19 protein-coding genes and 1 tRNA gene are annotated in these 24,467 nt (G+C 33.5%); 5 read left to right on the top strand and 15 right to left on the bottom strand.

The genetic code is table 11. The features are described from left to right. Positions 1-92: 92 nt before the first annotated feature. Positions 93-575 (top strand): hypothetical protein, encoded by a 483-nt coding sequence (locus tag IWX80_RS16510; protein ID WP_196854414.1) that lies wholly within the window; start codon positions 93-95, stop codon positions 573-575. Positions 576-1,038: 463 nt separating this feature from the next. Here IWX80_RS16510 and IWX80_RS16505 read toward each other — a convergent pair. The 13 genes from IWX80_RS16505 to IWX80_RS16445 all read right to left on the bottom strand — a co-directional run bounded on the left by IWX80_RS16505 (position 1,039) and on the right by IWX80_RS16445 (position 14,284). Then, a tRNA-Ser gene (locus IWX80_RS16505) sits at positions 1,039-1,123 on the bottom strand. A 166-nt stretch (positions 1,124-1,289) separates the two neighbouring features. After that, the gene (gene ribB / locus IWX80_RS16500; RefSeq protein WP_196854413.1) at positions 1,290-2,423 is read right to left on the bottom strand and encodes a 3,4-dihydroxy-2-butanone-4-phosphate synthase; all 1,134 of its coding nucleotides are present in this window, start codon (positions 2,421-2,423) and stop codon (positions 1,290-1,292) included. A gap of 7 nt (positions 2,424-2,430) precedes the next feature. Then, positions 2,431-3,870: an LptF/LptG family permease gene (locus IWX80_RS16495; RefSeq protein ID WP_196854412.1), complete on the bottom strand. Its 1,440-nt coding sequence runs from the start codon at positions 3,868-3,870 to the stop codon at positions 2,431-2,433. Positions 3,871-3,878: 8 nt separating this feature from the next. Further along, on the bottom strand, positions 3,879-4,589 hold the full coding sequence (locus tag IWX80_RS16490; RefSeq protein WP_442899853.1) for a LolA family protein: 711 nt from the start codon (positions 4,587-4,589) through the stop codon (positions 3,879-3,881). Next, positions 4,573-7,020, bottom strand: coding sequence for a DNA translocase FtsK (locus tag IWX80_RS16485; RefSeq protein WP_196854411.1), 2,448 nt, complete (start codon positions 7,018-7,020; stop codon positions 4,573-4,575). The genes IWX80_RS16490 and IWX80_RS16485 overlap by 17 nt, the downstream gene beginning before the upstream one ends. A gap of 19 nt (positions 7,021-7,039) precedes the next feature. After that, positions 7,040-7,414, bottom strand: coding sequence for a diacylglycerol kinase family protein (locus IWX80_RS16480; protein ID WP_196854410.1), 375 nt, complete (start codon positions 7,412-7,414; stop codon positions 7,040-7,042). Between the two features lie 10 nt (positions 7,415-7,424). Continuing rightward, positions 7,425-7,922 carry a thiol peroxidase gene (gene tpx / locus IWX80_RS16475; protein WP_196854409.1) on the bottom strand — a complete coding sequence of 166 codons (498 nt, stop codon included), beginning with the start codon at positions 7,920-7,922 and terminating at the stop codon, positions 7,425-7,427. A gap of 187 nt (positions 7,923-8,109) precedes the next feature. After that, entirely contained in the window at positions 8,110-8,367 is a 258-nt protein-coding gene (locus IWX80_RS16470; RefSeq protein WP_113637306.1) for a DUF6952 family protein, read from the bottom strand. A gap of 104 nt (positions 8,368-8,471) precedes the next feature. Further along, on the bottom strand, positions 8,472-8,780 hold the full coding sequence (locus IWX80_RS16465) for a thioredoxin family protein (protein WP_091172170.1): 309 nt from the start codon (positions 8,778-8,780) through the stop codon (positions 8,472-8,474). A gap of 126 nt (positions 8,781-8,906) precedes the next feature. Further along, positions 8,907-9,545 carry a peroxiredoxin gene (locus IWX80_RS16460; protein ID WP_196854408.1) on the bottom strand — a complete coding sequence of 213 codons (639 nt, stop codon included), beginning with the start codon at positions 9,543-9,545 and terminating at the stop codon, positions 8,907-8,909. 141 nt (positions 9,546-9,686) lie between these two features. Beyond that, positions 9,687-11,297, bottom strand: coding sequence for a glycoside hydrolase family 3 protein (locus IWX80_RS16455; protein WP_196854407.1), 1,611 nt, complete (start codon positions 11,295-11,297; stop codon positions 9,687-9,689). A 152-nt stretch (positions 11,298-11,449) separates the two neighbouring features. Then, entirely contained in the window at positions 11,450-12,724 is a 1,275-nt protein-coding gene (locus tag IWX80_RS16450) for an AmpG family muropeptide MFS transporter (RefSeq protein WP_196854406.1), read from the bottom strand. A 27-nt stretch (positions 12,725-12,751) separates the two neighbouring features. Beyond that, positions 12,752-14,284 carry a glycoside hydrolase family 10 protein gene (locus tag IWX80_RS16445; protein WP_196854405.1) on the bottom strand — a complete coding sequence of 511 codons (1,533 nt, stop codon included), beginning with the start codon at positions 14,282-14,284 and terminating at the stop codon, positions 12,752-12,754. A 237-nt stretch (positions 14,285-14,521) separates the two neighbouring features. Between IWX80_RS16445 and IWX80_RS16440 the strand changes: the two genes are divergently transcribed. Then, positions 14,522-17,437 (top strand): FAD-binding and (Fe-S)-binding domain-containing protein, encoded by a 2,916-nt coding sequence (locus tag IWX80_RS16440; protein ID WP_196854404.1) that lies wholly within the window; start codon positions 14,522-14,524, stop codon positions 17,435-17,437. A 187-nt stretch (positions 17,438-17,624) separates the two neighbouring features. Then, positions 17,625-19,301 carry an amino acid permease gene (locus IWX80_RS16435; RefSeq protein WP_196854403.1) on the top strand — a complete coding sequence of 559 codons (1,677 nt, stop codon included), beginning with the start codon at positions 17,625-17,627 and terminating at the stop codon, positions 19,299-19,301. 654 nt (positions 19,302-19,955) lie between these two features. On the opposite strand, the gene IWX80_RS16430 is transcribed toward IWX80_RS16435, so the two are convergent. Next, positions 19,956-20,660: a LytR/AlgR family response regulator transcription factor gene (locus tag IWX80_RS16430; RefSeq protein WP_196854402.1), complete on the bottom strand. Its 705-nt coding sequence runs from the start codon at positions 20,658-20,660 to the stop codon at positions 19,956-19,958. Continuing rightward, positions 20,645-21,781, bottom strand: coding sequence for a sensor histidine kinase (locus IWX80_RS16425; protein ID WP_196854401.1), 1,137 nt, complete (start codon positions 21,779-21,781; stop codon positions 20,645-20,647). The genes IWX80_RS16430 and IWX80_RS16425 overlap by 16 nt, the downstream gene beginning before the upstream one ends. Before the next feature lie 214 nt (positions 21,782-21,995). Here IWX80_RS16425 and IWX80_RS16420 point away from each other — a divergent pair, with 214 nt between their 5' ends. Continuing rightward, positions 21,996-23,249, top strand: coding sequence for a S41 family peptidase (locus IWX80_RS16420; RefSeq protein ID WP_196854400.1), 1,254 nt, complete (start codon positions 21,996-21,998; stop codon positions 23,247-23,249). A 39-nt stretch (positions 23,250-23,288) separates the two neighbouring features. Further along, on the top strand, positions 23,289-24,182 hold the full coding sequence (locus IWX80_RS16415) for a hypothetical protein (protein WP_196854399.1): 894 nt from the start codon (positions 23,289-23,291) through the stop codon (positions 24,180-24,182). The last annotated feature ends 285 nt before the right edge of the window (positions 24,183-24,467 follow it).

Raw genomic sequence — 24,467 nt, 5'->3', positions numbered from 1 at the left:
AATTAAATATCAAAAATCTGTTCTAAATCATGCTTTTTATACGTAAATTAGCGATAGTTGTTATTTCAATTATTAACTAAATATCTATTATTATGAAAACTCCAGTTCTTTTTTGTTTGATGTTTGCTTGTTTAGGATTTCAAAGTTGTAAAAAAAATCAAGATGAAAAAGTCGTTGAAGGCAGTAAAGTTGAGGCTGAAAAACCACTGAATGTTCAATGTTACCAAGCATTTTATGAGCAAGATACCATTGACTTAAAAATGAATACGTTAAAAAACGGAGAAATAACCGGTGATATGGTGATGAAATTTTTTAAAATGCCTAAAAAAATTGGGAAAATTGCTGGCGAATTCCGTGGAGATACATTATTTGCCAGCTACACCTTTATTGAGGGTACTAATGAGAAAATTACTTTTAAAAATCCAATGGCTTTTTTGAAACGTAGTGATGAACTAATTTTAGGTAATGGGAAAATACAAACTACTATGGGTGCTTCTTATTTTGTAAAAGGCTCACCAATTGATTTTGAAAGTGTAAAATTTAAACTTAAACCTGTTGATTGTACTAATAAATAATAAATAAAAAACGAGGTACTTAAATCTTTTAGCCTTGTATTCGACATGATTTTTAAGTTGGAATGTTTTAGTTTAGATAATGAACATGTTCTATTTTCAACTTTTGAATATTACTTGAGGTACAGCGCTAATAAAAATCCATTGTTACGAGATTAAAAACTTCGCCGCAATGGATTTTTTCGTTCATTAACTTTAGGAAAGGGGAGGTCTATATCATCATTTAATTAATCTTTAGCATTGAGAAAAGTAAACTATTGCCTGATACTCTCTTTGTGCTTAAATAGCTCAGTAAGCTGTTCTTTGATGTAGATAAAATCAATTACAATTTGTTTAAGCGATACCGGATTTTTCAAAAATTATATTTTTATATAAAAATAATGAAAAAAATATAATCGTTGTGGGGATATATTACAAACAAAAAACCCTAACTTACTAATTAACAGTTGTTAGGGTTTTAATTCCGCGGAGAAAGAGGGATTCGAACCCCCGGACCTGTTACAGTCAACAGTTTTCAAGACTGCCGCATTCGACCGCTCTGCCATTTCTCCAGTATGTCGCTTTCATTACCTGATTGCGAGTGCAAATATAAGAACCTTTTTTGGTTATGCAAATCTATTTTTAGAAAAAAAACATCTATTTTTTATACTAATTTTTAAAAGTTTCATTTTGTATACTTTAGACAAAAAATATTTTAAAAAAAATTAGAAAAAAAAATTAATACTTAACATATTCGGTGATTTCTAGGCCGTATCCTATCATTCCAACTCGTTTTGTTTGCTCAGTATTGGATAATAAACGAATTTTTGAAATGTCTATATCATGTAAAATTTGAGCTCCAATACCAAAATCTTTATTATCCATCTTGATTTGTGGCGCTTTAAATTCTCCTTTGGCTTGCAATCCTTTCAATTCTACAATTCGATTCAGTAATTCAACTGACTGTGCTTCCTGATTGATAAATAAAACGGCGCCTTTTCCTTGTTGATTAATTATTTCAAACATATCATCTAATTTTTTGTTGATATCGTTTGTCAATGTCCCCAAAATATCATTATTGACTAATGTCGAATTAATTCTGGTTAAAACAGATTCGCCAATATTCCACGTGCCTTTGGTTAAGGCAATATGTATTTGTTTGTTTGTAGTTTGTTGGTACGCTCTCAATCTGAAAGTGCCGTAACGCGTTTCAATATCAAAATCTTCTTTTTTAACAATCAAACTGTCATGCTGCATTCTGTAAGCGACTAAAGCCTCAATGGAAACTAGTTTTAAATCGAATTTTTTCGCCACTTCTACTAATTGAGGAAGACGTGCCATTGTTCCGTCTTCATTCATGATTTCCACAATTACTCCTGCTGATTTAAACCCAGCTAAACGAGCGAAATCAATTGCTGCTTCAGTATGACCAGTTCTTCTTAAAACACCTCCTTGTTTAGCAATCAAGGGAAAAATATGCCCAGGTCTTGCTAAATCATGTGGTTTTGTTTCCGGATTAACGAGCGCTAAAACTGTTTTTGCTCTATCCGCAGCAGATATTCCTGTGGTTACACCATTTCCTCTTAAATCTACTGAAACTGTAAAAGCAGTTTCCATAGGATCCGTATTATTGGTCACCATTACATGTAATCCTAATTCTTTACAACGGCTTTCTGTTAGTGGAGCACAAATTAATCCACGACCATGTGTAGCCATGAAGTTTATCATTTCTGGTGTCACTTTTTCGGCTGCAGCCAAAAAATCGCCTTCATTTTCGCGATCTTCATCATCAACAACTATAATAATTTTTCCTTGACGGATGTCTTCTATTGCTTCTTCAATTGTGTTAAGTTGTATTTTATTTAAGTCCATTTAGGGTTTAGTTTTGTGTTGGGAATATTTTTTTTATTACTTTTTGGAAGGGTGCTAAAATAACATCCATATTTATTAATCCAATATCGTTTGTAGCTCTGTAAGTCAGTAAAACAGCTAGTGGGGTTAAGATAAATGACGATAACCAAGCTCCCATAAATGGAGTCATTCCGTTTTCCTGAGCAATCCTTTTTCCAAAAGTATTTATAAAGTGAAAAGTAATAAATATCAATACGGCAAAAACTATCGGAAGTCCTAATCCGCCTTTTCTGATAATTGCTCCCAATGGCGCTCCTATAAAAAACATAAGAAAGCAGGCGAATACAATTACAAATTTATCGTAAAAAGCTAATAAATGCCTGTTTATGTTTTTTTGTTTATTAAACAATTCAGTTCTGGAAGTATCAATAGCATAGGAAGTACTGGTTACATTACTGCTCGCGATTTTTAAAATATCTGATTTTTCTTGGTTCGTATACAAAGACAAAATATCATTTGGAAGTGGTTTTCTTTTCTCTGCTTTAGCTGCAACCATTTTCTTTTTTGCGGGAAATCCAATTCGGGCATTACTGTTTTCTGTAAACGAAATGATATCCGTTTTCATGTTTTTCTTTAAAGAATCTAAAGTGTAATTCAGTTCATTAACTGTAAGCATCGTATTGGTATTGGCAACGGATTCGTCATTCACGTCAACTTTATTTAGTTCTGACAAATCAATATTAATGATTTGCTTTTTAAAGGAACTTTTTGCAAAAGGCATTTTACTGCGGTCTTCGTATTTTTTTGGTACAATATCTTCGTAATAATACCCATTGTTAAGTACTAATTGTAGAATACTGGATTCTTCACTACTGATTAATTCTCCGTCTTTTGCTTTGATAACAGTTTTGCTTCCGTCACCAATCTTTGATTTTTTGTGAATGGTTATTCCAGTAAGCGTATTGCCTTCTGCACCGCTTTTTTTGTTGACTTTAATATTATAGAAACCAACATCATTAAACTGTCCTTCGGCTATTGCCAATGCCGGTTTAACTTGTGCAATGTTTTTTCTGAAATTGATAAACTTGTATTCGGCATACGGAATGACATTGTTCGAAAAGAAAAAAGCAACAATACTCAATAAGATTATAAATACCGTTAAACTTCGCATGGCTCGTTGAAGCGAAATTCCAGAGGATTTCATCGCTGCAAATTCATAATTTTCAGCTAAGTTTCCAAAAGTCATTATCGAAGATAATAGTATTGAAAGTGGTAGAACTAATGGTACAATTCTAGGCATAGAAAAGGCCAGGAATTTAATGATCATTAATAGATCTAAATCTTTCCCGGCCAATTCGGATATGAATAACCAAACAGTTTGAAGTATAAATATAAAAAATAGGATTACAAATACCGTAGTAAATGTAGTCAAAAAGGTTTTTAATAAGTATTTGTCAAGAATTTTCACCTAGTGCATTAATCTAATTTGTTGATGTAGTAATTTGGATATTTACTTCCCGCAAATGTAAATTGATTTTTTGACAAAGGTTGGTTGGTTTTGAAAGAATTAACCGTTAATGTTGTTTTTGTTCCTTTTTTGCCCACTTCTATCAAATTATAGATGTGTTTTGTTTGTACATCAATTCCCAATAATACTTCTTTTCTATGGTCTTTAGCATTCAAAGGAACTAATTTTATATATTGGATTTTTCTGCCTTTTACATTTTGCAAAATATCCATATTGTATTTATAACCGGTATTGAAAAAAGTCAACATTTTAGAAGGTGTAATGGCATTATCGTCTTTTTCGTTAACTGTAGAAATGGTAATTTCTTCATCTTCCGGAACGATTGTGTACGTTTTTTTTCCATCAAAAATTTTAGTGACTCCCATGAAATTCAACACATATTGATTGCCTTTCATCGTTACATTTCCTTTACTGTCCTGATTAATGTTTTCTTTAGCATTATTCAAGGAATATTTAAAATCAATGGCAATATTGTTATAACTTTTTACCTTGGCGGTAACTTGATCTAAAAGGTCTTTTGCTTTTTTGTCTTGTGCCTGAATCGAAAAAGTAAACAAAAACATTGCAGTTAATAAAAGTACTTTTTTAACAATGCTTTCTGTATTGTTTTTTTTAGAATCTTGAATTTTTGATTTCATCGTATTATTTGTTTTGTTCATTGTTGAAAAATTGATCAAGAGAACTCATATCTAGAATGTTTACGCTTCGTGCTTTACTTCCTTCAAAAGGACCTACAATTCCGGCAGCTTCGAGTTGATCGATTAATCGACCTGCTCTGTTGTAGCCTAATTTAAGTTTTCTTTGTAACAAGGAAGCTGAGCCTTGTTGTGCATTCACAATTATCTCGGCGGCTTCTCTAAACAAAGTATCTCTGTCGGAAATATCCATATCAAGATTAATGCCACTTTCCTCCCCAACGAACTCAGGAAGTAAATAAGCAGTAGCATACGCTTTTTGTGAACCAATAAAATCAGTGATTTTTTCCACTTCCGGAGTATCAATAAAAGCACATTGTACTCGCACGACATCATTTCCATTAGTATAAAGCATATCACCACGACCAATCAGTTGATCAGCGCCTTGTGTATCCAAAATAGTTCTGGAATCAATTTTTGAGGTCACTCTAAAAGCTATTCTCGCAGGGAAATTGGCTTTTATTAAACCGGTAATTACATTCACAGATGGTCTTTGTGTCGCTATAATTAAGTGGATTCCAATTGCTCGCGCCAGTTGCGCCAATCTTGCAATAGGAATTTCAACTTCTTTTCCAGCGGTCATAATCAAATCGGCAAACTCATCGACCACCAAAACGATGTAAGGTAGAAATCGGTGTCCGTTTTCAGGATTTAGTTTTCGAGCCTTAAATTTATCATTGTATTCTTTGATGTTACGAACCATTGCGTCTTTCAATAACGAATAACGGTTGTCCATTTCCACACAAAGTGAATTCAAAGTATTCACCACTTTTGCGTTATCCGTAATAATAGCGTCATCCATATCTGGAAGTTTCGCTAAATAATGTCTTTCTATTTTATTAAAAAGTGTAAGCTCCACTTTCTTTGGGTCAACCAAAACAAACTTAACTTCCGCTGGATGTTTTTTGTACAAAAGCGAAGTCAAAACAGCATTCAAACCAACAGACTTTCCTTGTCCGGTAGCACCCGCCATCAATAAGTGAGGCATTTTGGCTAAATCCACGACAAATGTTTCGTTCGAAATTGTTTTTCCAAGTGCAATTGGTAACTCCATTTCAGCTTCTTGAAATTTGGCAGAGCCAATAACACTTTTCATAGAAACCATTGTTGGATTCTTATTCGGAACCTCGATTCCTATCGTTCCTTTTCCAGGAATAGGGGCAATAATACGAATTCCTAATGCTGATAGTGATAACGCAATATCGTCTTCTAAACTCTTGATTTTTGAAATACGAATTCCTGCTTCCGGGACAATTTCGTATAATGTTACCGATGGTCCAACGGTCGCTTTTATTTGTGCAATTTCTATTTTGTAATTGCGAAGCGTATCAACAATTCGGTTTTTATTTTCTTCTAATTCTTCTTGATTGATGGTAATTCCGCCAGTTGAATATTCTTTTAATAAGTCAATTGTAGGAAATTTATAATTGGATAAATCCAAAGTTGGATCAAATAATCCAAAATCAGCCACCAATCGTGAAGCTAAATTTTCTTCGATAATATCTTCTTCCGGAGCAGTTTCTATGACAAAAGATTCGTCAGCATTCGCAATTATAGCAGGAGTTGCAATTGGCGTAACTTCCATTGCAAGCGGTTTTGCAATTGGATCTCTGTTAATATCTGACGAATTGCTGATGGTAGGCTTCAATGCTTCTTTATTAATTTCGAATTGTGAACCATTCGTTTTTAAATGGATGTCATCAATTTCTTCCTCTACAACTGCAAATTCTTCTAGGTTATAACCGTTTTTGCCATTGTTAAGCGGATTAGTGATTGAAACCGCTTTTATTTCTTTTTTGGTAGTGTCAAAAAAGGACTGAATACTTTCAGGAGAAAGTTTGATTTTAAAAATGACGTAGATTATCAATCCGAACAATAAAATCAATAAAGTTCCGGGTTTTCCAATGTAATCTTGCAGGAATAAATTTAATTCATATCCAATTGTTCCGCCTAATTCTGGCGCTGAAGTAGCAAAGAACCCAAACAAAACAGATAAAATAATGATTACGAATAAATCCCAAAACCATATATTTTTTAATTTCCTCGCCGGAATTCCAAGTACTAAATAAATCCCTGAGAGGAAAAATAATCGTACAAATATAAACGCGGCAATTCCAAAACCTTTATAGACTAGTAAATCAGCTAAGAAAGCGCCAAATTTCCCAAGCCAGTTCTGAACGGTTTCTGAACGATTTGTCAATTCCTGAACAGCACTTTGGTCTTGTTGTCCATAAATGAAAAAGGACACAAAGGCAAACAATAACGCAACAGAAAATAAAACCAACAGCGAACCAAAAACAATTTTATGCTGTTTGGTTAGCTGTAATGGAGTTTTATCTACTGATTTAGTATCGTTTTTTTTATTTAAAGGGGCTGTTTTTGTTGTTTTTGCCATTCTTAATTTGAAAAAATACCTAAAGAAATAAAGGTACATATATGATTAGACCAATTGCTATTGCTGTCAAAGCAGCAAAAAATACCGCTCCTGCAGCAATATCTTTGATGAATCCAATTCTTTCATGGTAATTTGGATGAATAAAATCGGCTATTTTCTCAACAGCAGTATTTAGACCTTCGATGCTCATGACTAAACCGATAGCTAAAGTCTGAAAAAGCCATTCTGTTTTAGAGATACCAAAATAAAATCCAGCAATGCTCATCAAAATCCCAATGGAAAATTGAACCATAACACTGTGTTCCGTCGAGATTAATTTCAAAGCGCCCTTAAATGCATAAGAGACGCTTTTTAATCTTCCGGTAAAGAAAGTATTGTCTTTTTGAAACTCCATCAAGTTGGGATTATAGTACTGCTAATGCAGCTTCATAGTTTGGTTCATCTGCAATTTCAGCAACTTGTTCCGTGTGAGTGATTATTCCGTTTTCGTCAACAACAATAATAACTCTTGAATGCAATCCGGCCAATGGTCCGTCAGTAATTTCTAAACCATTTGCTTTACCAAAACTTCCTTCTGGAAAATCAGATAAATTAACAACATTCTCAAGTCCTTCCGCTCCACAAAAACGTTTTTGTGCAAAAGGTAAATCTCTTGAAACGCATAAAACTGTTGTATTTTCTAAAGTACTTGCACTTTCGTTAAATTTACGAACAGACGCTGCACATGTTCCGGTGTCAACACTTGGAAAAATATTTAAAACTAATTTTTTTCCAGCAAAATCACTTAGTGAAGCTACAGAAAGGTCAGTTTTAACTAATTTGAAATCAGCTATTTTCGTACCTACTTTTGGTAATTCTCCTGAAGTGTGAATCGGATTTCCTCCTAATGTTATTAAAGCCATAATGTTTGTTTTTTTGTGAGGTTCAAAAGTATGAAAATTATTTAAGAATAAGTCCTCATATGTCGCGATAAGTTTAGCGTTTTGGTTCAATTTTTAAACTGCATGGCTACAATATCTTTTGAATTTTAAATAAAAAAAACACACTCGTTGCGGAGTGCGTTTTTGAAATAAAGAATTAAAAATTCTTTTATTTGTCAATAGAACCCAAAACACGTTTCATAAAACTGTTTAAAGCTTCTTTTTTGTCAGTTCCGGTTTTTACTAATTTGTTGACTTCTAAAGCGCCATACATATTAGAAATTAATTCCCCAATCACATCTAATTCTTCATCTTTCAATGATGAAATTTCAGTCATTGCTTCCAGAACTTCGATTGTTTCTATGATGTAATCTTCATCATTTTCTTCTATAAACTGCGTTAAATGCTTAATTACGGGTAATTTCATTTTATTTTTTAAGTTTAAAGTTTAAGGTTTTAAAAGTTTAAGGTTTGAACTGCTGTTACATTAAACTTATTGATAAAGTCAGGTAACTTTAAACTAAGAAATCATTAAACTATTTCGTTAACTAATTCAATTAAAACTTCTTGTTTATTGGTTTGTGTTTCGTTTACCAGTTTTCCATTTACAAAAGTGGCAAAAGTTGGTAAATTGCTAACATTTGCTAATTTTCTCGATTCTGGAAAATTCTCAGCATCAACAAGAGCAAAAGTGATTGTTTCGTTTTCTGAAGCTAATTTTTTGAATTTTGGCTTCATAATTCGGCAATTTCCGCACCATGATGCCGAAAATTGAACAACTACTTTTTCGTCTTTTGCAATTAAATCCTGTAACGTATCTTCAGTTAATTCGATTAACATAAGTTTGTTTTTTAAGGTTGAAAGAGGCAAAGGTTCAAGGGGACCAAGTTTTTAGAACTTCGTGAATTTACACAACAAAAAACCTTTGTTGCTCAGGACCTCTGAACCTTTGTATCTTTATTTTAATTAGTTTAAAGTCAAGTATTCAGCAGTACTGATTCTGTCAGCGCTCATCGCTTCTTTTCCAGCTTCCCAGTTTGCAGGACAAACTTCTCCTTTTTCCTGAATGTGCGTGTAAGCATCAACCATACGTAAATACTCGTTTACGTTACGACCAAGTGGCATATCATTTACACTTTCATGGAAAATTTTTCCAGTTTCATCAATTAAGTAAGTCGCTCTAAAAGTTACATTAGAACCTTCAACAATTACAGAATCAGTTTCTTCAGAATATTCCGTTGAATCGATATCAAGGATTCCTAATATATTAGATAAGTTTCTGTTAGTATCAGCAAGAATTGGGTAAGTAACACCTTCAATTCCACCGTTATTTTTTGGTGTATTTAACCAAGCAAAGTGTACTTCGTTAGTATCACAAGAAGCACCAATAACAATTGTATTTCTTTTTTCGAATTCCGGTAAAGCAGTTTGAAAAGCGTGTAATTCAGTTGGGCAAACGAATGTGAAATCTTTTGGGTACCAAAACAAAAGAACTTTTTTGTTGTTATTTACAGCTTCATCGAAAATATTGATTTTTAAATTATCACCCATTTCAGAGATAGCGTCTACTGCAATACTTGGAAATTTTTTACCTACTAATGACATTTTATTTACTTTTTTAGTTATTTTTTTGATGGTGCAAAAGTAGTTAGTCTAAAAGTTAAATAAAATACCAAATGATTATAAAAATTTATTTCAAAATAGGGAATTACTATACTCTACTTTTTGAAAGATTTAATTTACTAATTATAACATGTTAACCTGCACAGGAAGAGTTCCTTTGCAGTTTGTGTTTTCCAGGAGTTGCTCTGCAGCGGCTTCTTGGAATTCAATAAAATCTTGGTAGACCATTATAATCCCTGAAGCTTTTTTCAGATTTGGTATTACTTGAAGTGCATAGGGATTCCCAAAAACATATAAAATACACTTTTTAGTAGTCAATAAGTTGCCTAAAAATTGAAGTACAGAATCTTCAATATCAAAATTGTTTAAAGGTTTTGCCTTTGGAACAAATAAAGAAATAACTAACGTGTCAAATCTATTTAAATTTTCCTCTAATTCATTCAGAACAGATGCGCCTCCAGTTTCGTAACTAAATTCTGGAGAAGGCAAAGCATGTGTCAAGCTTTTAAAAAATACATTATCAATATTTTTGTAAAGGCTAATTTTGGCGAAATCTTCTCTGTTTTTTGCATCAAAAACAGTCACAGTATTATGATTGTCTTTTATTTTTGTGATGCAGTTTTGAGCAATTTTTAGGTTTAATTTTGAAGTGGTTTCAAAATCAAAATCACTTTTGGAGAGGTTTGGTAAACTTAGTTTTCCATCCAAAATTCCTGCTTTTTGTTTGCATTTCCAGATGCGTTGAAAACTAGCTTCAATTCGCTCCGGAGTTGCATTTTTTAAGATTTCCTGGATTCCTTCAGGAACATTTTCGGCAAAGCATAACACATCATTTCCAGCATTAAAAGCTTCCCATTCCAATTGCCCTTTTTGATCGTATAATTTAGAAACGCTGTGCATGTTCAGCGCATCCGAAATTACTAAACCATCGTATCCTAATTGCTTTCGCAAAAGCGATTCAATTACGGATTTTGATAAAGTCGCCGAGGTATCTTTTCCGTCATTTAAAGCAGGAACCGCCAAATGTCCAATCATAATTGAATCGACATTATTCTCGATTCCTTTTATAAATGGAACTAATTCATTGGCTAATAATTCTTCCAATGTTTCTTTTAAAACCGGTAATCCTAAATGCGAATCGACATTCGTATTTCCATGTCCGGGAAAATGTTTGAGACAACCTAAAATCCCTACATCATTCATTCCTCTGAGATATTCCAGAGCAAAATCACTTACTTTTTCTTTGTTTTGACCAAAAGAACGGTAGCCAATCACAGGATTATTCGGATTGTTATTGATGTCCGCCAATGGCGCTAAATTATAATGAATCCAAACGGATTTTAAGTCTAAACCTATTTGTTTCCCCACTTCGTAAACCAAATGTTTTTCACTTTCAGGCAAAGCGCCAAGTGTTACTGCATAAGGATATTGTGGTGTTTTTTCGACACGCATGGCTAATCCCCATTCGGCATCGATACTCATTAATAAAGGAGTTGTAGCACAATTTTGATAACGCACAATCAGTTCTTTTAAACGCTGAAAACTATCTTCATTCAGAACTATTTTTTTCTTCGTTTCATAATTGGTTGCCGCACTGGCTCGACTGTGAAAAAAAGTCAATCCACCGATATTGTGTTCTTTGATTAATCGTTCGGTAGCCTGAATATTTTCTTCAGTATCATTGATAAAAACGGCTGGAAAGAAAAATTGTCCTATTTTTTGTTCTAATGTCATTTTGAAATGGATATTGTAATAATTTTTAACACGTAAGTCAAATTATACAGAATAAATAATAAAGAAGAATAGTTGCAAAAACAGTTGTTTTACCAGAGGCTTACCTAAATAAACTTACATGACTTATATGTTTGAAAAAAAAGCTAGTTTGTTTATTCTTGTTCTGATTTCTTCCCGAAATCCGCTGGAAAAATCAAAAAGCGCGACAAAATTAGTCCCGGAATCGTTGCTAGAAATACCCAAATAAAGAAATTCCCATAGCCAAGATATTCTTGGATATAACCACTTATCATTCCCGGAAGCATCATTCCTAAAGCCATAAATCCTGTTGCAATCGAGTAATGAGACGTTTTTGATTCGCCATCAGCGACATAAATCAAGTACATCATGAAAGCGGCAAAACCAAATCCGTAGCCAAATTGCTCTGCGATAACGGTTGCATAAACATACAAAACGGAACCAGGATGAAAATGTGAAAGTAATATGAACCCAATTATAGGTAAGTGCATGGCCAAAATCATTGGCAACATCCATTTTCCTAATCCGTCTCGTGAAATTACGATTCCGCCCAAAATTCCACCAACAGTAAGTGCAATCACGCCAAAAGTCCCATAAATAACACCAACATCTTGAGTGGTTAAACCCATTCCGCCTGCTGTTACAGGATCGATTAAAAAAGGAGTCAACATTTTTAACAATTGCGATTCTCCTAATCTGAATAATAGAATGAAAGCCAGAACTAAACCAATTTGTTTCTTTTGAAAAAAAGTAGCGAAAACAGCAGCAAAATTTTTATTTGCAACCGATTCCGTTGTTGTTTCTACGATTTTGGCTTCTATTTTTGGTGTGGAAAAATAATTGTAAATCGTAATGACAGTCATAATTAATCCTACAACTACCATGGTATAGGACCATGCTTTTTGTTTATCGCCATATTCTTGTTCTAAATAACCGGCAATAAATACCATTAATCCATTTCCGGTAAGCATCGAAAGTCGGTAAAAAGTACTGCGGATTCCCAAGAAAAAGGATTGTTGGTCTTTTTCTAAAGCCAACATGTAAAATCCATCACTGGCCACATCATTTGAAGCTGATGCAAAAGCAGCAACCCAAAAAACAGCTAAACTGATAACGAAAAAATTACTCAAAGGAATTGTTAAACCCACAATCAAAAAAGCGAGGGAAATTAGCAATTGCATGCTCAAAAACCATTTTCTTTTAGTGGAATAGAGATCAATAAACGGGCTCCACAACGGCTTAATTACCCAGGGTAAATAGAGTAAACTGGTGTAAATTCCAATGTCTTCATTATTAATTCCGAGGTTTTTGTACATAATCACCGAAACCGAAATAATGATGGCGTAAGGCAAGCCGGAAGCAAAGTTTAAAACGGGAATCCAATACCAGGGTCTATTGTCTGTTTTCATGAAAGGCAAATTATATTCGATTAAATTTTATAGCGTAAAGTTTACTAAAGTTGGGTCACTTTCATTACCATAAAAATCAATGAATGTAATCGCGCAGGTGGTATTTTTGTTTAATTTATAGGATGGAATCACGACTTCAACCGTATCACTATCGTCTTTGAATGCAATTTTATCAATAATTTGACTTGGATCATTTACATTAATTTCCGAGTTGAATTTGGCGCCATAAACCATAACATATCGTACTTTACTATACATTGGATAAATCACATTAAATCGTGATGCAATTGGATCTATCAAAATGTTATTTGCAGTTGGTACGATAGCCATTTTCTTTACGGAACCGGGCACTACAGTGGGAAGAGCAGGATATTTGTATTGGTTTTCTGTCAGTAATTTAGTCACACTTTGATTTTTGTTCAAAAATGATTTGGCACTAAAAAACGCATTTCCCTGAACATTCTTGTACGATCTGGTGATGTCAATTTGATTCGGAATTTCTTGTGGATTATTCCATCTTTTATCAGAATCCGCATTAATTTTATAGGTTCCATTTCCAATATAGATTGCGGTATTAGTCGAGTTTTCTGACCACCAACGCAATAGTTTTGAATAAGAAGCCTTTGGGTGATCCATACTCCAATACAATTGAGGAACTAAATAATCAATCCATTTGTTTTCCATCCACGCTAACGGATCAGCGAATAAATCATCGTAATTTGTTTGTCCCGCTTCTGTTTCAGAACCTCTTGGATCCACTGATTTATTTCTCCATACTCCAAATGGGCTGATGCCAAATTGTACCCATGGTTTAATACTCTTTATTGAAAGGGAAACACATCTTACAAAATTATTCACATTCGAACGTCTCCAATCTTCAATACTTAGTCCATCTCCGTATTTTTTGTACGAAGCAGTATCATTAAATAACTCTCCTTTTATTCTGTATGGATAAAAATAATCGTCAAAATGTATCGCATCGATATCATATTTTTCCACAACTTCCTCTACAATAGCCAATAAATGGTTCTGAACTTCGGGCAATGCCGGATTGTAATAATATTTCCCACCATATTTAATCATCCAATCTGGATGCTTGAAAAAATCATGATTTGGACTCAAAAGCGACGTATTATAATCCATTGTAGCTCTGTACGGATTCATCCAAGCATGAAACTCAAAACCTCTGGCGTGAGTTTCTGCAATCATCCAAGCTAATGTATCAAAGTAAGGTTTTGGAGCCTGACCTTCTTTTCCGGTCAAAAAACGGGACCATGGTGCTAATTCTGTTGGATAAAAAGCATCCCCAACGCTTCTGATTTGAACAATGACAGCGTTATAATTTAGTTTTTTATAAGCGTCTAAAATTTCTATATAATCCGCTTTTTGTTTGGCAACATTATCAGTACTCATTTTCGGCCAGTCAATATTTACCACGGTAGCAATCCAAACGGCTCTAAATTCATTTTTTGGATTTGTAGCCAATACTTGTGCATTACCATTCCAAAAAGAAAGTAAAAAGAACGCAATAAGCAAAAGGGTGTGCTTGAAATTTTTCATCAGAGTATTGTTTATAAAGTATTCAAAAATAGTTTTTTTAGTGAAATTTACCAGTTAAAATGGTTTTAAAATTTGACTTATTTTATCAGCTCAATTTCTTTGCCAATTTTTTCAAAATGAAATTAAAGAATATTTTGTCTTGAATAATAAAAGGATTTGAATATTTCTTATTAGTTATAAAGGTATAAACCGCTATATATTTATATTTGTGAAAATAATAGCAATTTACGCCACCAAATGTCAATTACGCCTCAATTACAAGAATTATCTCAGTCATTAGAAGGAACACTTTTACATGACGATCTCCATAAAACACTGTATGCTACAGATGCTTCTGCGTATCGAATTATGCCAGTTGCTGTAGCGATTCCAAAATCAGAGGACGATATTGTAAAAATTATTCGCTTTGCAGCAAAAAATAAGATTTCAATTACTCCTAGAACTGCCGGAACTTCATTGGCTGGTCAAACAGTTGGTAACGGAATAATTGTAGATGTTTCGAAACATTTTACCAAGATTGTCTCTTTTGATAAGGATAAAAAAACAATTACCGTTCAGCCGGGAGTAATTCGGGACGAACTGAATTTATATCTAAAAGAACACGGATTGTTTTTTGGACCCAATACTTCAACCTCAAATCGCTGTATGATTGGTGGAATGGTAGGTAATAATTCATCGGGAACCACATCAATTCGGTATGGTGTTACCCGAGATAAAATAGTGGAAATCAAAGCGGTTTTGAGTGATGGAACTTGGGCAGTATTCAAAGAAATAACTTCGGCGGAATTCATTGAAAAAACAAAAGGAAACACGCTCGAAAATTCTATTTACAAAACGATTTATGAGGAGCTTTCGAATACAGAAAATCAAAAAGAGATTGTAAAAGAATTTCCAAAACCTGAAATCCACAGACGAAATACGGGTTACGCGATTGATTTATTATTAAGATCGGAACTTTTTGGAGGAACAGAAAAAACGATAAATCTAGGGAAATTCCTCTGCGGAAGCGAAGGAACGCTTGCTTTTACCACCGAAATCACGTTGAAAGTCGATGAGCTTCCACCAACGAATAATGTTATGGTAGTGGCGCATTTTCATACCATTCAGGAAAGTTTAGAAGCTGTGGTTACGGCGATGAAACATCATTTGTATACGTGTGAAATGATGGATGACACGATATTGGATTGTACCAAAACCAACCGGGAACAAGCCAAAAACAGATTTTTCATTCAAGGCGAACCAAAAGCGGTTATCATGCTCGAAGTGGCGTCGCATATTAGTATGGAAGATGCCGAAGTGCAAGCTAATGATTTAATAGCCGATTTGGAAAGAAATAATTTTGGGTATGCTTTGCCAAAAATTTATGGAGCTGATATTGATAAAATAAATGAGTTGCGAAAAGCGGGTCTCGGACTTTTAGGAAGTATTGTAGGCGATAATAAAGCGGCAGATTCTATTGAAGATACCGCTGTTGAATTGAGTGATTTACCCAATTATATTGCCGAATTCTCCGCCATGATGAAGCGTCATGGACAGAGCGCAATTTATTATGCACATGCCGGCGCAGGAGAATTGCATTTGCGACCAGTTTTAAACTTAAAAACAACAGAGGGATTACATCAATTTAGAAACATTGCTACCGAAGTCGCTATTTTGGTCAAAAAATACAGAGGTTCGTTGAGTGGAGAACATGGAGATGGAATCGTTCGTGGCGAGTTTTTGCCTTTTATGATAGGAGAAAAGAATTATGAATTATTAAAAAGAATTAAACATGCTTTTGATCCAAACACTATCTTAAACGTAGGTAAAATTGTAAATGCTTTCAAAATGGATGAAAATCTTAGAGTGGAAGCAGGAAGATTAGAACCGGAAATACAAACGATTCAGGACTTCTCGGATAGTATGGGGATTTTGCGTGCCGCAGAGAAATGCAATGGTTCCGGTGATTGCCGAAAATTACCTTCGGCAGGTGGGACTTTATGTCCAAGTTACCGAGCTACCCGGAATGAAAAAGACACCACGCGTGCCAGAGCCAATGCGCTACGAGAATACCTGACACATTCAGAGAAAGACAATAAGTTCGACCACCAAGAATTATATAAGGTATTTGAATTGTGTGTGAGTTGTAAAGCTTGCGCCAGCGAATGTCCCAGTAATGTGGATGTAGCGGCTTTGAAATCGGAGTTTTTGTACCAATATCAAAAAGCAAATGGATTCTCATGGCGCAATAAAATATTTGCTTTTAATGCGAAACTAAATGGTTTGGGAAGTATTACTCCAAAGTTTACGAATTTCATGGTGAATTTGCCTTTGGTAAAAAAAAGTATGGGAATTGCTCCAAAAAGAGAAGTGCCGCTTTTGGCTCCAAAGACGTTCAGGAAATGGTATGAGAAAAATTGGAATCAGGCGCCAAGTGATTCTTTTGTAAACGGAAAAGTATGTTTGTTTTGTGATGAGTTTACTAATTTTTATGATGTTTCAGTCGGAATCGATGCGTATGAATTATTGACAGCGTTAGGTTACGAAGTGATTCTGGTGGATCATGAAGAAAGCGGAAGAGCTTTTATTTCAAAAGGGTTTCTCGAAGAAGCAAAAGCAATTGCGAATACAAATGTTGCTGTTTTTTCGGATTACGTTACTGCAGATTTTCCTTTAATTGGAATCGAACCTTCAGCGATATTGACTTTTAGGGACGAATATATTCGATTGGCAGATGATAAAGAAGGTGCTGAAAAATTAGCCAAAAATGTATTTACGATTGAAGAGTTTTTCAAAAATGAGATTTCAAAAGGTAAAATTCATGCAGAACAATTTTCTGAAGAGGAAAAAACAATAAAAATTCACGGACATTGCCACCAAAAGTCATTGAGTACGATGGAAGCGACTTTTGCGATGTTGAATGTGCCTAAAAACAGTTCGGTTACTATTTATAATTCGGGTTGTTGCGGCATGGCAGGTTCTTTTGGATATGAAAAAGAAAATTATGAAATCAGCATGCAAATGGGCGAAAATACATTGTTTCCAAAAATTAGAGCCACTCAACCCACAACGGCTATTGCAGCAGCCGGCACGAGTTGTCGCCACCAGATTTTTGACGGAACGAGCAGAAAAGCGTTGCATCCAGTGACAATTTTAAGGAATTGTTTGAAATAGAATCTATTTCTTTACAAATAGAAAAATTGGTATTTATTTTAGTTTGCCAAAAACAATCGAACACTTTTTTAAAAATAAAAATAATAAAATTCTTTTATATTATTATATCCGAACAAAATTTATATTATTGCAAATTGCAAGTAAAAAGACGTACAAATAGATTAATTTTTAATGATAAAATTTAGATATGGCATTTTCAAGTTTATTTAGAAGAAAATCAACAACAACAATACTACAGCAAGGTGGTGATGGAGATCACACGGAACTTCACAAGGTTTTGACAGTTAGGGATCTTACTTTTTTTGGGATCGCCGCAATCATTGGTGGCGGAACTTTTAGTGCGATAGGAAATGCGTGTTTTTCTGGAGGTCCAGGAGTAGTAATACTTTATATCATTTGTGCTATTGCCTGCGGATTTACCGCTATGTGCTATGCTGAATTTGCTTCACGTGTCCCAATTTCCGGAAGTGCATATACCTATGCGTATGTTTCTTTTGGGGAATTATTTGCATGGATTATCGGATGGGCTTTGATAATGGAATATTCTATCGGGAACATTTATATTGCTTTTTCTTGGAGTGGCTATTTTACGAATTTGTTGGAAACTTTTCAAATTCATTTGCCTGAATGGCTCACGATAAATTATCAATCGGCGCATTCCGCCTTTTTAGAAAATAAAGCAGGAGAAGGTTTTAATGCTTGGCAAACTGCTCCGATGGTGGGGAACTTGAAAATAATTTTTGATATGCCAGCGGTCGTAATCAATTTACTAATTACTTATTTAGTTTACAGAGGTACGAAAGAGTCCAGAAATATAAGCAACTTCATGGTAATGATTAAATTGGTGATCATAGTTTTAGTCATTGTAGTTGGTGCGTTTTATGTAGATATTGATAATTGGACTCCGTTTATGCCTAATGGTTTTAAAGGAGTTATGGGTGGTGTTTCGGCAGTTTTCTTTGCTTATATTGGGTTTGATGCCGTTTCAACATTGGCAGAAGAAAGTAAAAATCCGCAACGTGATTTACCTCGCGGTATGATTTATTCTCTACTGGTTTGTACCGTTGTCTATATTATTTTAGCATTGGTAATTACAGGGATGGTTTCATATACATTACTTGGCGTTAGCGATCCACTAGCTGAAATATTTGCTTTAAAAGGCGTAAAATGGATGTTATTTATTGTTTCCATTGCGGCTGTGGTGGCTATGACTAGTGTAATGTTGGTTTTTCAAATGGGACAACCTCGTATCTGGATGACAATGAGTCGTGATGGGCTGATGCCAAAGAAATTTTCTGAGATTCATCCAAAATATAAAACACCTGGATTTGCAACTATCGTAACTGGTTTAGTGGTTGGAATACCAATATTCTTCACCGATGAAAACTTCGTTTTAGACTTTACCAGTATTGGGACTTTATTTGCTTTCGTATTGGTTTGTGGAGGGGTTTTAATGTTATCTCCTCAAAGCGAAGCTGAAATTGCGGAGCGTAAGATTAATGGAAAATTCAAAATCCCGTATATAAATTCTAAGTTTATTTTTCCTTTATTGGTTGTGGTTTCAGCATTGTTAATTCAGTATTTATTTCCGACTTTCTTTGCTGATACTTTCGATTTCTCAGGAGATAACATGGCAACAAATAGCACGATGATCATTTTCTTTATATTGTGTATTGTGATGGCGGTTCTATCATTCCTAAAAAACCTTTCTTTGATTCCGTTATTGGGATTAATCTCTTGTTGTTATTTGCTGACCGGAATGGCGGTTTCTAACTGGAAATGGTTCGGTGTTTGGTTGCTAATTGGATTAGTGTTCTACTTTATTTACGGATACAAAAACAGTAAATTGAATACCAATAAATAAGTAATAATAAAGGATATAAAATGAGCCGTTTCTATTTCAGAAACGGTTTTTTTGTGGTAAATAATGAAGTGCTTAGAAAATATTAAACATAGAATTAAGTAAACTCAACAAATAGATTGTTTTTCTACTTTAATAATTTTTTAACGGAGAGAACCGGCTTTATTGAATGTAATTTTGGTTCATTAATAAACTTATAAATCTTATTTTTCAGTGTTGTGAAAGTATAATTAAGAGAATTGAGATTAATCATCTGATTAAGTGTTCTATATATTTAAACCTTTTTTAGTAGATTAGCTAAAAAAATCTCGAATTTAGTACACTTTTCGATAAAAAGCATAAAAAAACCCTAACTTTTGTTGGGGTTTTGTGACCCCTACAGGACAAATTTCAAATCATTTTATGGAAGATTTGAAGATATTGGCTTATTATGTGTAGGGTCTGTCTTTGATTGGCTCCCAAAATTTGGTTTTGATGTCCTGTTGGGGATTCATAGTAAAATGTACGTAAGAGTTGTCAAGTTATACAATACTAAAATTAATTAGTTAATCTATAAGATGAATTTAAATGTGTTATTAAATTCAAAATTAAGATCTAAAAGTCAAATAGGATATATTTAAATTAATAATTAACTGAAGATGATTTTTAAGAGTGAAATTAAAAAAGCATTATGATATTTTCTTTATAGGTTTGTCCTATTGGTACTTTATATCCACCTATTAGTATCCTGTTGCCTTCAATCTGTTTGATTTTATTTTTAGCAACTATAAAAGATTTATGGGTTCTTATAAAATCAAATTTTGGAAGCAACTGTTCCAAATCAGAAATTTTTTGAGGACTAACAATCATTTCATTCTTTACATATACTTTGGTATAATGTCCATAAGCTTCTATAAACAATAAATCTTCAAAATGAATTTGATGGTGTTTTTTATCACCTCTTAAAAAAAAGCTATTTATATTTGGTTCTGTTTCGTTTGGTGGCAATGCAACACTACTTTTTTTATTTTGAGCACTATCAAATGTCTTGTTAATGGCTTTTAGAAATCGGTCAAAGCTAAAGGGTTTCAATAAATAATCCGAAACATTAAGTTCATAACCTTCAAGAGCAAATTCTTTGTAGGCTGTGGTTACAATTATTTTGGGTGAATTGGGTAGGGTTTTTAAAAAATCAAAACCAGATAGTTTAGGCATGTTAATATCCAAAAACAGCAAATCGACAGTGTCCTCATTCAAAAATTGTAAGGCTTCAAAGGCGTTATAGCAATTTCCTTTCTTTTCTAAATAGGGTAAATTTTCGCAATAGTTTTCGATAATGCGATGGGCAATAGGTTCATCATCAATAATTAAATAGCGAAACATATCATTTCTATTTTAAGTTCTAATTTGTAAATAGAATCTTTAACATCTATTTTGATTTTATGTTTATCAGGATATAATAGTTTCAATCGCTGTTTTAGATTCTGTATTCCAATCCCGACAGTTTGGAAAGTTTCTTTTGCTTCGAAGTTATTTTCAATATCAAAATAAAGTATGCCAGCATCAATTTTTATATTGATATGAATATAAGCATCTTCAGTTATGCTTTCTACGCCATGTTTAAATGCGTTTTCCAACGGAATAATAAATAGTAATGGTGCAATTTGACAATCAATTTCGCGACTGTGATTAAATACAATATCGACTCTTTTCTGATATCGTATTTTATGCAATTCAATATAGTTTGTTAAGTATTCTATTTCATTTTTTAAAGGTACAACATCTTCTTTTCCCATATAAATAGTATAACGCATTATGTCGGATAATTTTAAAATAACATTTGGTGCATCATCAGATTTTTCAATTACTAAACCATATAAATTATTTAAAGTATTGAAAAAAAAATGGGGATTGATCTGGCTTTTCAACAACGATAATTCTGCTTTTGTTTTTCTTGATTCTATTGTTTTCATCCATTTCCATTGCTGATAAAACCACGTTAAAAGCAGCACAAAAAAAGGAGCTGTCAAGATGATTTTTATTTCTTTTTCCTGCTGAAAGTATCTATTTATATCATTAATATATACTCTTAGATAGTAGAAATAACCCAATACCAAGCCATAATAACTCATTACAATCAAGGCGTACTTTTTGAAATAAGAAGGAGTTATGATGGCGAAAAAGGACAATCCAACACAAACTAATCCAATAAAGGTTATGGGATTGTCAATTATTTTGGAATTCAGATCATTTATAATGATTACAAAAAAAACAAAAAGCAGAACGAGCAACTTTAGAGAAATGGTTTTATGCTTTTTTAAAAACGAAAAATAATGAAAAGGTAAAGAAATTAGAAACCAGCTAAAAATAAAACTTAGGATATTCGCTATTGTTCCAGAATTGTCAATGTAAATCATATTAAAATACAGTAGCACAACTACTGCAATCCTTTGGATTAGTAATCCATACAAAAAGGCTTTGTACTTTTCAAAAAATTCAATCATGAGTCAAAATTAACAAAAAATGACTTTTTCCCAGTACAATCTGCACCAATTCACTTAAAAGAAGCACAAACGCTGCTTTTTTAGGCTTAAACCGGATTTGAACACAAATTATATTGTATGTGAATATATTTTACTAGTTGATGATAAATATTTTAGCCCGTTTTAGTTTACTGATATGTTTGCTGAAAATTATAAATAGTAAAACGAAAACATTATGAAAACCTATCTTAAAACAATGCTGCTGATTTTATTTGTAACCGTGCAAAATACGACAGCACAAGACACTAATCGATTACTGAATACAAAGGAGAAAAATGAAGTTGTATTGGCAATTAAAACTCATCTTGAAGTAGCTTATATCGATTTGGATTTATCCAAAAAAATGATAATGCAATTGGATAAAAATTTAAAATCTGATACATATAATAAAATTACAAGTCCTGTTGAATTCGCTAAAACTGTAACAGAGGATTTGCAAAGTATTAGTAAAGATTTGCACCTAAAAGTTCGATCTGAACCAGAGCGTATTGCTCGGGAAAAACTTGCTGTTTCGGAAGAAAAGCGATTAGAAATGGAGAAAAGAACAGCTATGCAAATGACCGAAATAAATTACGGATTTACAGAGGTGAAAATAATGGAAGGAAACATTGGTTATTTAAATTTAAGTCAGTTTGCAGATATAAAATATGCTGAAGAAACAGCAACAGCTACAATGAATTTTTTAAGTAGTACCAATGCAATCATTATTGATCTACGCTCAAATGGAGGTGGTGTTCCCAGTATGATGCAGTTATTATCGAGTTATTTTTTTGATGAAAAACCTGTTTTATTAAGTGATTTTTATGAGCGAGCAACAAATACAAAAACACAACTGTACACATTTGGAAATGTAAAGGGAAAACGAAGTACAAACAAGCCTCTTTATATTTTAACCAGTAAGCATACTTTTTCGGCGGCAGAAGCATTTACTTATACTTTAAAGCATTTAGATAAAGCTGTTGTAGTTGGTGAAATTACAGGCGGAGGTGCGAACCGAACCAAACGAATTAATTTGAACGATGAGTTTACAATTTCGATGCCGTACATCCAAGCCATTCATCCAGTAACAAAAACCAATTGGGAAGGAAAAGGTGTGCATCCAGACATTAAAACGAATGAAAAAACAGCTTTGGTAAATGCTTATGTAGATGCCATTAACAAAACTGCTAAGGGCAATAAGAATATTCTTTTAAATAAAATTGGCTACGCTCTTTTAAAAGAAAAATCAGTTGATAATGCTATTGTTGTATTCGAAGAAAATGCAAGATTGTTTCCAGATGATGCAAATACTTGGGATAGTTTAGGTGAAGCCTATTTTATAAACAATGATAAAGAAAACGCACTAAAATCATTCAAAAAAGCTTTAGCATTAAATCCTAATTCAGAATCAGCAAAAGCAATGATCCAGAAACTAGTAAACATTAAATAAAAAAGAAGCTAGTTGGCGGTAATTAAAACTAATTGAACAATGAAAAAAAACATAATTAAACTTTTAGCACTGGCATTTGTAATATTCTCAAATGCTTGCAATACCAAGAAACCAGAAACAAAAAAGAATAATTCTTCGATAGAGGAAAATCTATACTTTGGGTATAAGCCACCAGGACTAAATCCTGAAGTTTTTGTTCCTAAAAAGAGTACTTCTGAAGATTGGAAACTAGGGAACGAGGACTCTTTGAATATGGAAGAGTTTTACTTCACTTACTCAGGTAATGACCCTTTTCAGCCTGCCGTTGTTGTTTATCGGCAAGAAGAAAATTATTATAGAGCCAGTAAATATACTTTTCACCCCAGTGGTGCTGAAAATAGCAACATCTTATACTCAAGGCATAACTATATTGAACGTACAGATTCTGGTTGGTCAAAGCTAAAAAGCCTAGGTCCAATGTTTGACAGCAAAGATTTGGGCATTATGGTGTTGTCAATATCCGCCAATGGCACTATTGTTTTTGATGATTATAAAACTGATGACGGAATCCGTATATCAAGGATTAAAGACGGTAAACGGGAAGAACCAAAACTACTCGGCAAGGAGATTAACTCAGGGAAATTGGTCGCCCACCCCTTTATTGCGCCTGATGAATCCTACTTAATATGGGATAGCGAGCGAGAAGAAGGACATGGTAAGTCTGATAATTATATCAGTTTTCGACAGCAAGATGGTTCATGGGGTTCAGCTATTAATATGGGAGATAAGATAAATTCAGAATTAGTAGAAAATGGTGCGAGGTTAACACCTGACGGAAAATATTTTCTTTTTAGAAGGTCAGAAGAAAAAGTAAAAGAGGATGGAAGTACATATTGGGAGACTAAAGATTATTGGGTTGACGCTAACATCATTGAACAGTTAAGACCTCAATAATGATTTCATATAAAATATAACCATCGCCAACAGCACCTACCCAAAAGTGGCGGTTCAGTGGTTAAATCTAGCTTTATGCATAAGTGTTACTGATATGTTTTTAGAGTTAAAAAGAGAAATTAGTGATTTAAAATTAGGTATGACTAAATATATCATCCAATAACCAAATTTATTCTTCAAGTAACAAAACACACTTTATGAACTGGACAGCTAAATTGATGAAGCATAGAAACGAAAGTAGAATCGCAGTTTACTTTGATAGAAATGCTGATTTAATCGAACGTA

The organism is Flavobacterium sp. CAN_S2, from assembly GCF_015752255.1.
In the GTDB taxonomy this organism is placed as follows: domain Bacteria; phylum Bacteroidota; class Bacteroidia; order Flavobacteriales; family Flavobacteriaceae; genus Flavobacterium.
This window is presented reverse-complemented; position numbering and strand designations above follow the sequence as displayed.

Excerpts from the sequence above, each read along its gene's own strand:
- ribB (WP_196854413.1), bottom strand. The coding sequence starts at position 2,423 with ATGGACTTAAATAAAATACAACTTAACACAATTGAAGAAGCAATAGAA.
- IWX80_RS16435 (WP_196854403.1), top strand. The coding sequence starts at position 17,625 with ATGGCATTTTCAAGTTTATTTAGAAGAAAATCAACAACAACAATACTA.
- IWX80_RS16425 (WP_196854401.1), bottom strand. The coding sequence starts at position 21,781 with ATGATTGAATTTTTTGAAAAGTACAAAGCCTTTTTGTATGGATTACTA.
- IWX80_RS16415 (WP_196854399.1), top strand. The coding sequence starts at position 23,289 with ATGAAAAAAAACATAATTAAACTTTTAGCACTGGCATTTGTAATATTC.
- IWX80_RS16460 (WP_196854408.1), bottom strand. The coding sequence starts at position 9,545 with ATGTCATTAGTAGGTAAAAAATTTCCAAGTATTGCAGTAGACGCTATC.
- tpx (WP_196854409.1), bottom strand. The coding sequence starts at position 7,922 with ATGGCTTTAATAACATTAGGAGGAAATCCGATTCACACTTCAGGAGAA.
- IWX80_RS16450 (WP_196854406.1), bottom strand. The coding sequence starts at position 12,724 with ATGAAAACAGACAATAGACCCTGGTATTGGATTCCCGTTTTAAACTTT.
- IWX80_RS16445 (WP_196854405.1), bottom strand. The coding sequence starts at position 14,284 with ATGAAAAATTTCAAGCACACCCTTTTGCTTATTGCGTTCTTTTTACTT.
- IWX80_RS16490 (WP_442899853.1), bottom strand. The coding sequence starts at position 4,589 with ATGAACAAAACAAATAATACGATGAAATCAAAAATTCAAGATTCTAAA.
- IWX80_RS16465 (WP_091172170.1), bottom strand. The coding sequence starts at position 8,780 with ATGTTAATCGAATTAACTGAAGATACGTTACAGGATTTAATTGCAAAA.
- IWX80_RS16485 (WP_196854411.1), bottom strand. The coding sequence starts at position 7,020 with ATGGCAAAAACAACAAAAACAGCCCCTTTAAATAAAAAAAACGATACT.
- IWX80_RS16455 (WP_196854407.1), bottom strand. The coding sequence starts at position 11,297 with ATGACATTAGAACAAAAAATAGGACAATTTTTCTTTCCAGCCGTTTTT.
- IWX80_RS16440 (WP_196854404.1), top strand. The coding sequence starts at position 14,522 with ATGTCAATTACGCCTCAATTACAAGAATTATCTCAGTCATTAGAAGGA.
- IWX80_RS16510 (WP_196854414.1), top strand. The coding sequence starts at position 93 with ATGAAAACTCCAGTTCTTTTTTGTTTGATGTTTGCTTGTTTAGGATTT.
- IWX80_RS16430 (WP_196854402.1), bottom strand. The coding sequence starts at position 20,660 with ATGTTTCGCTATTTAATTATTGATGATGAACCTATTGCCCATCGCATT.
- IWX80_RS16470 (WP_113637306.1), bottom strand. The coding sequence starts at position 8,367 with ATGAAATTACCCGTAATTAAGCATTTAACGCAGTTTATAGAAGAAAAT.
- IWX80_RS16420 (WP_196854400.1), top strand. The coding sequence starts at position 21,996 with ATGAAAACCTATCTTAAAACAATGCTGCTGATTTTATTTGTAACCGTG.
- IWX80_RS16480 (WP_196854410.1), bottom strand. The coding sequence starts at position 7,414 with ATGGAGTTTCAAAAAGACAATACTTTCTTTACCGGAAGATTAAAAAGC.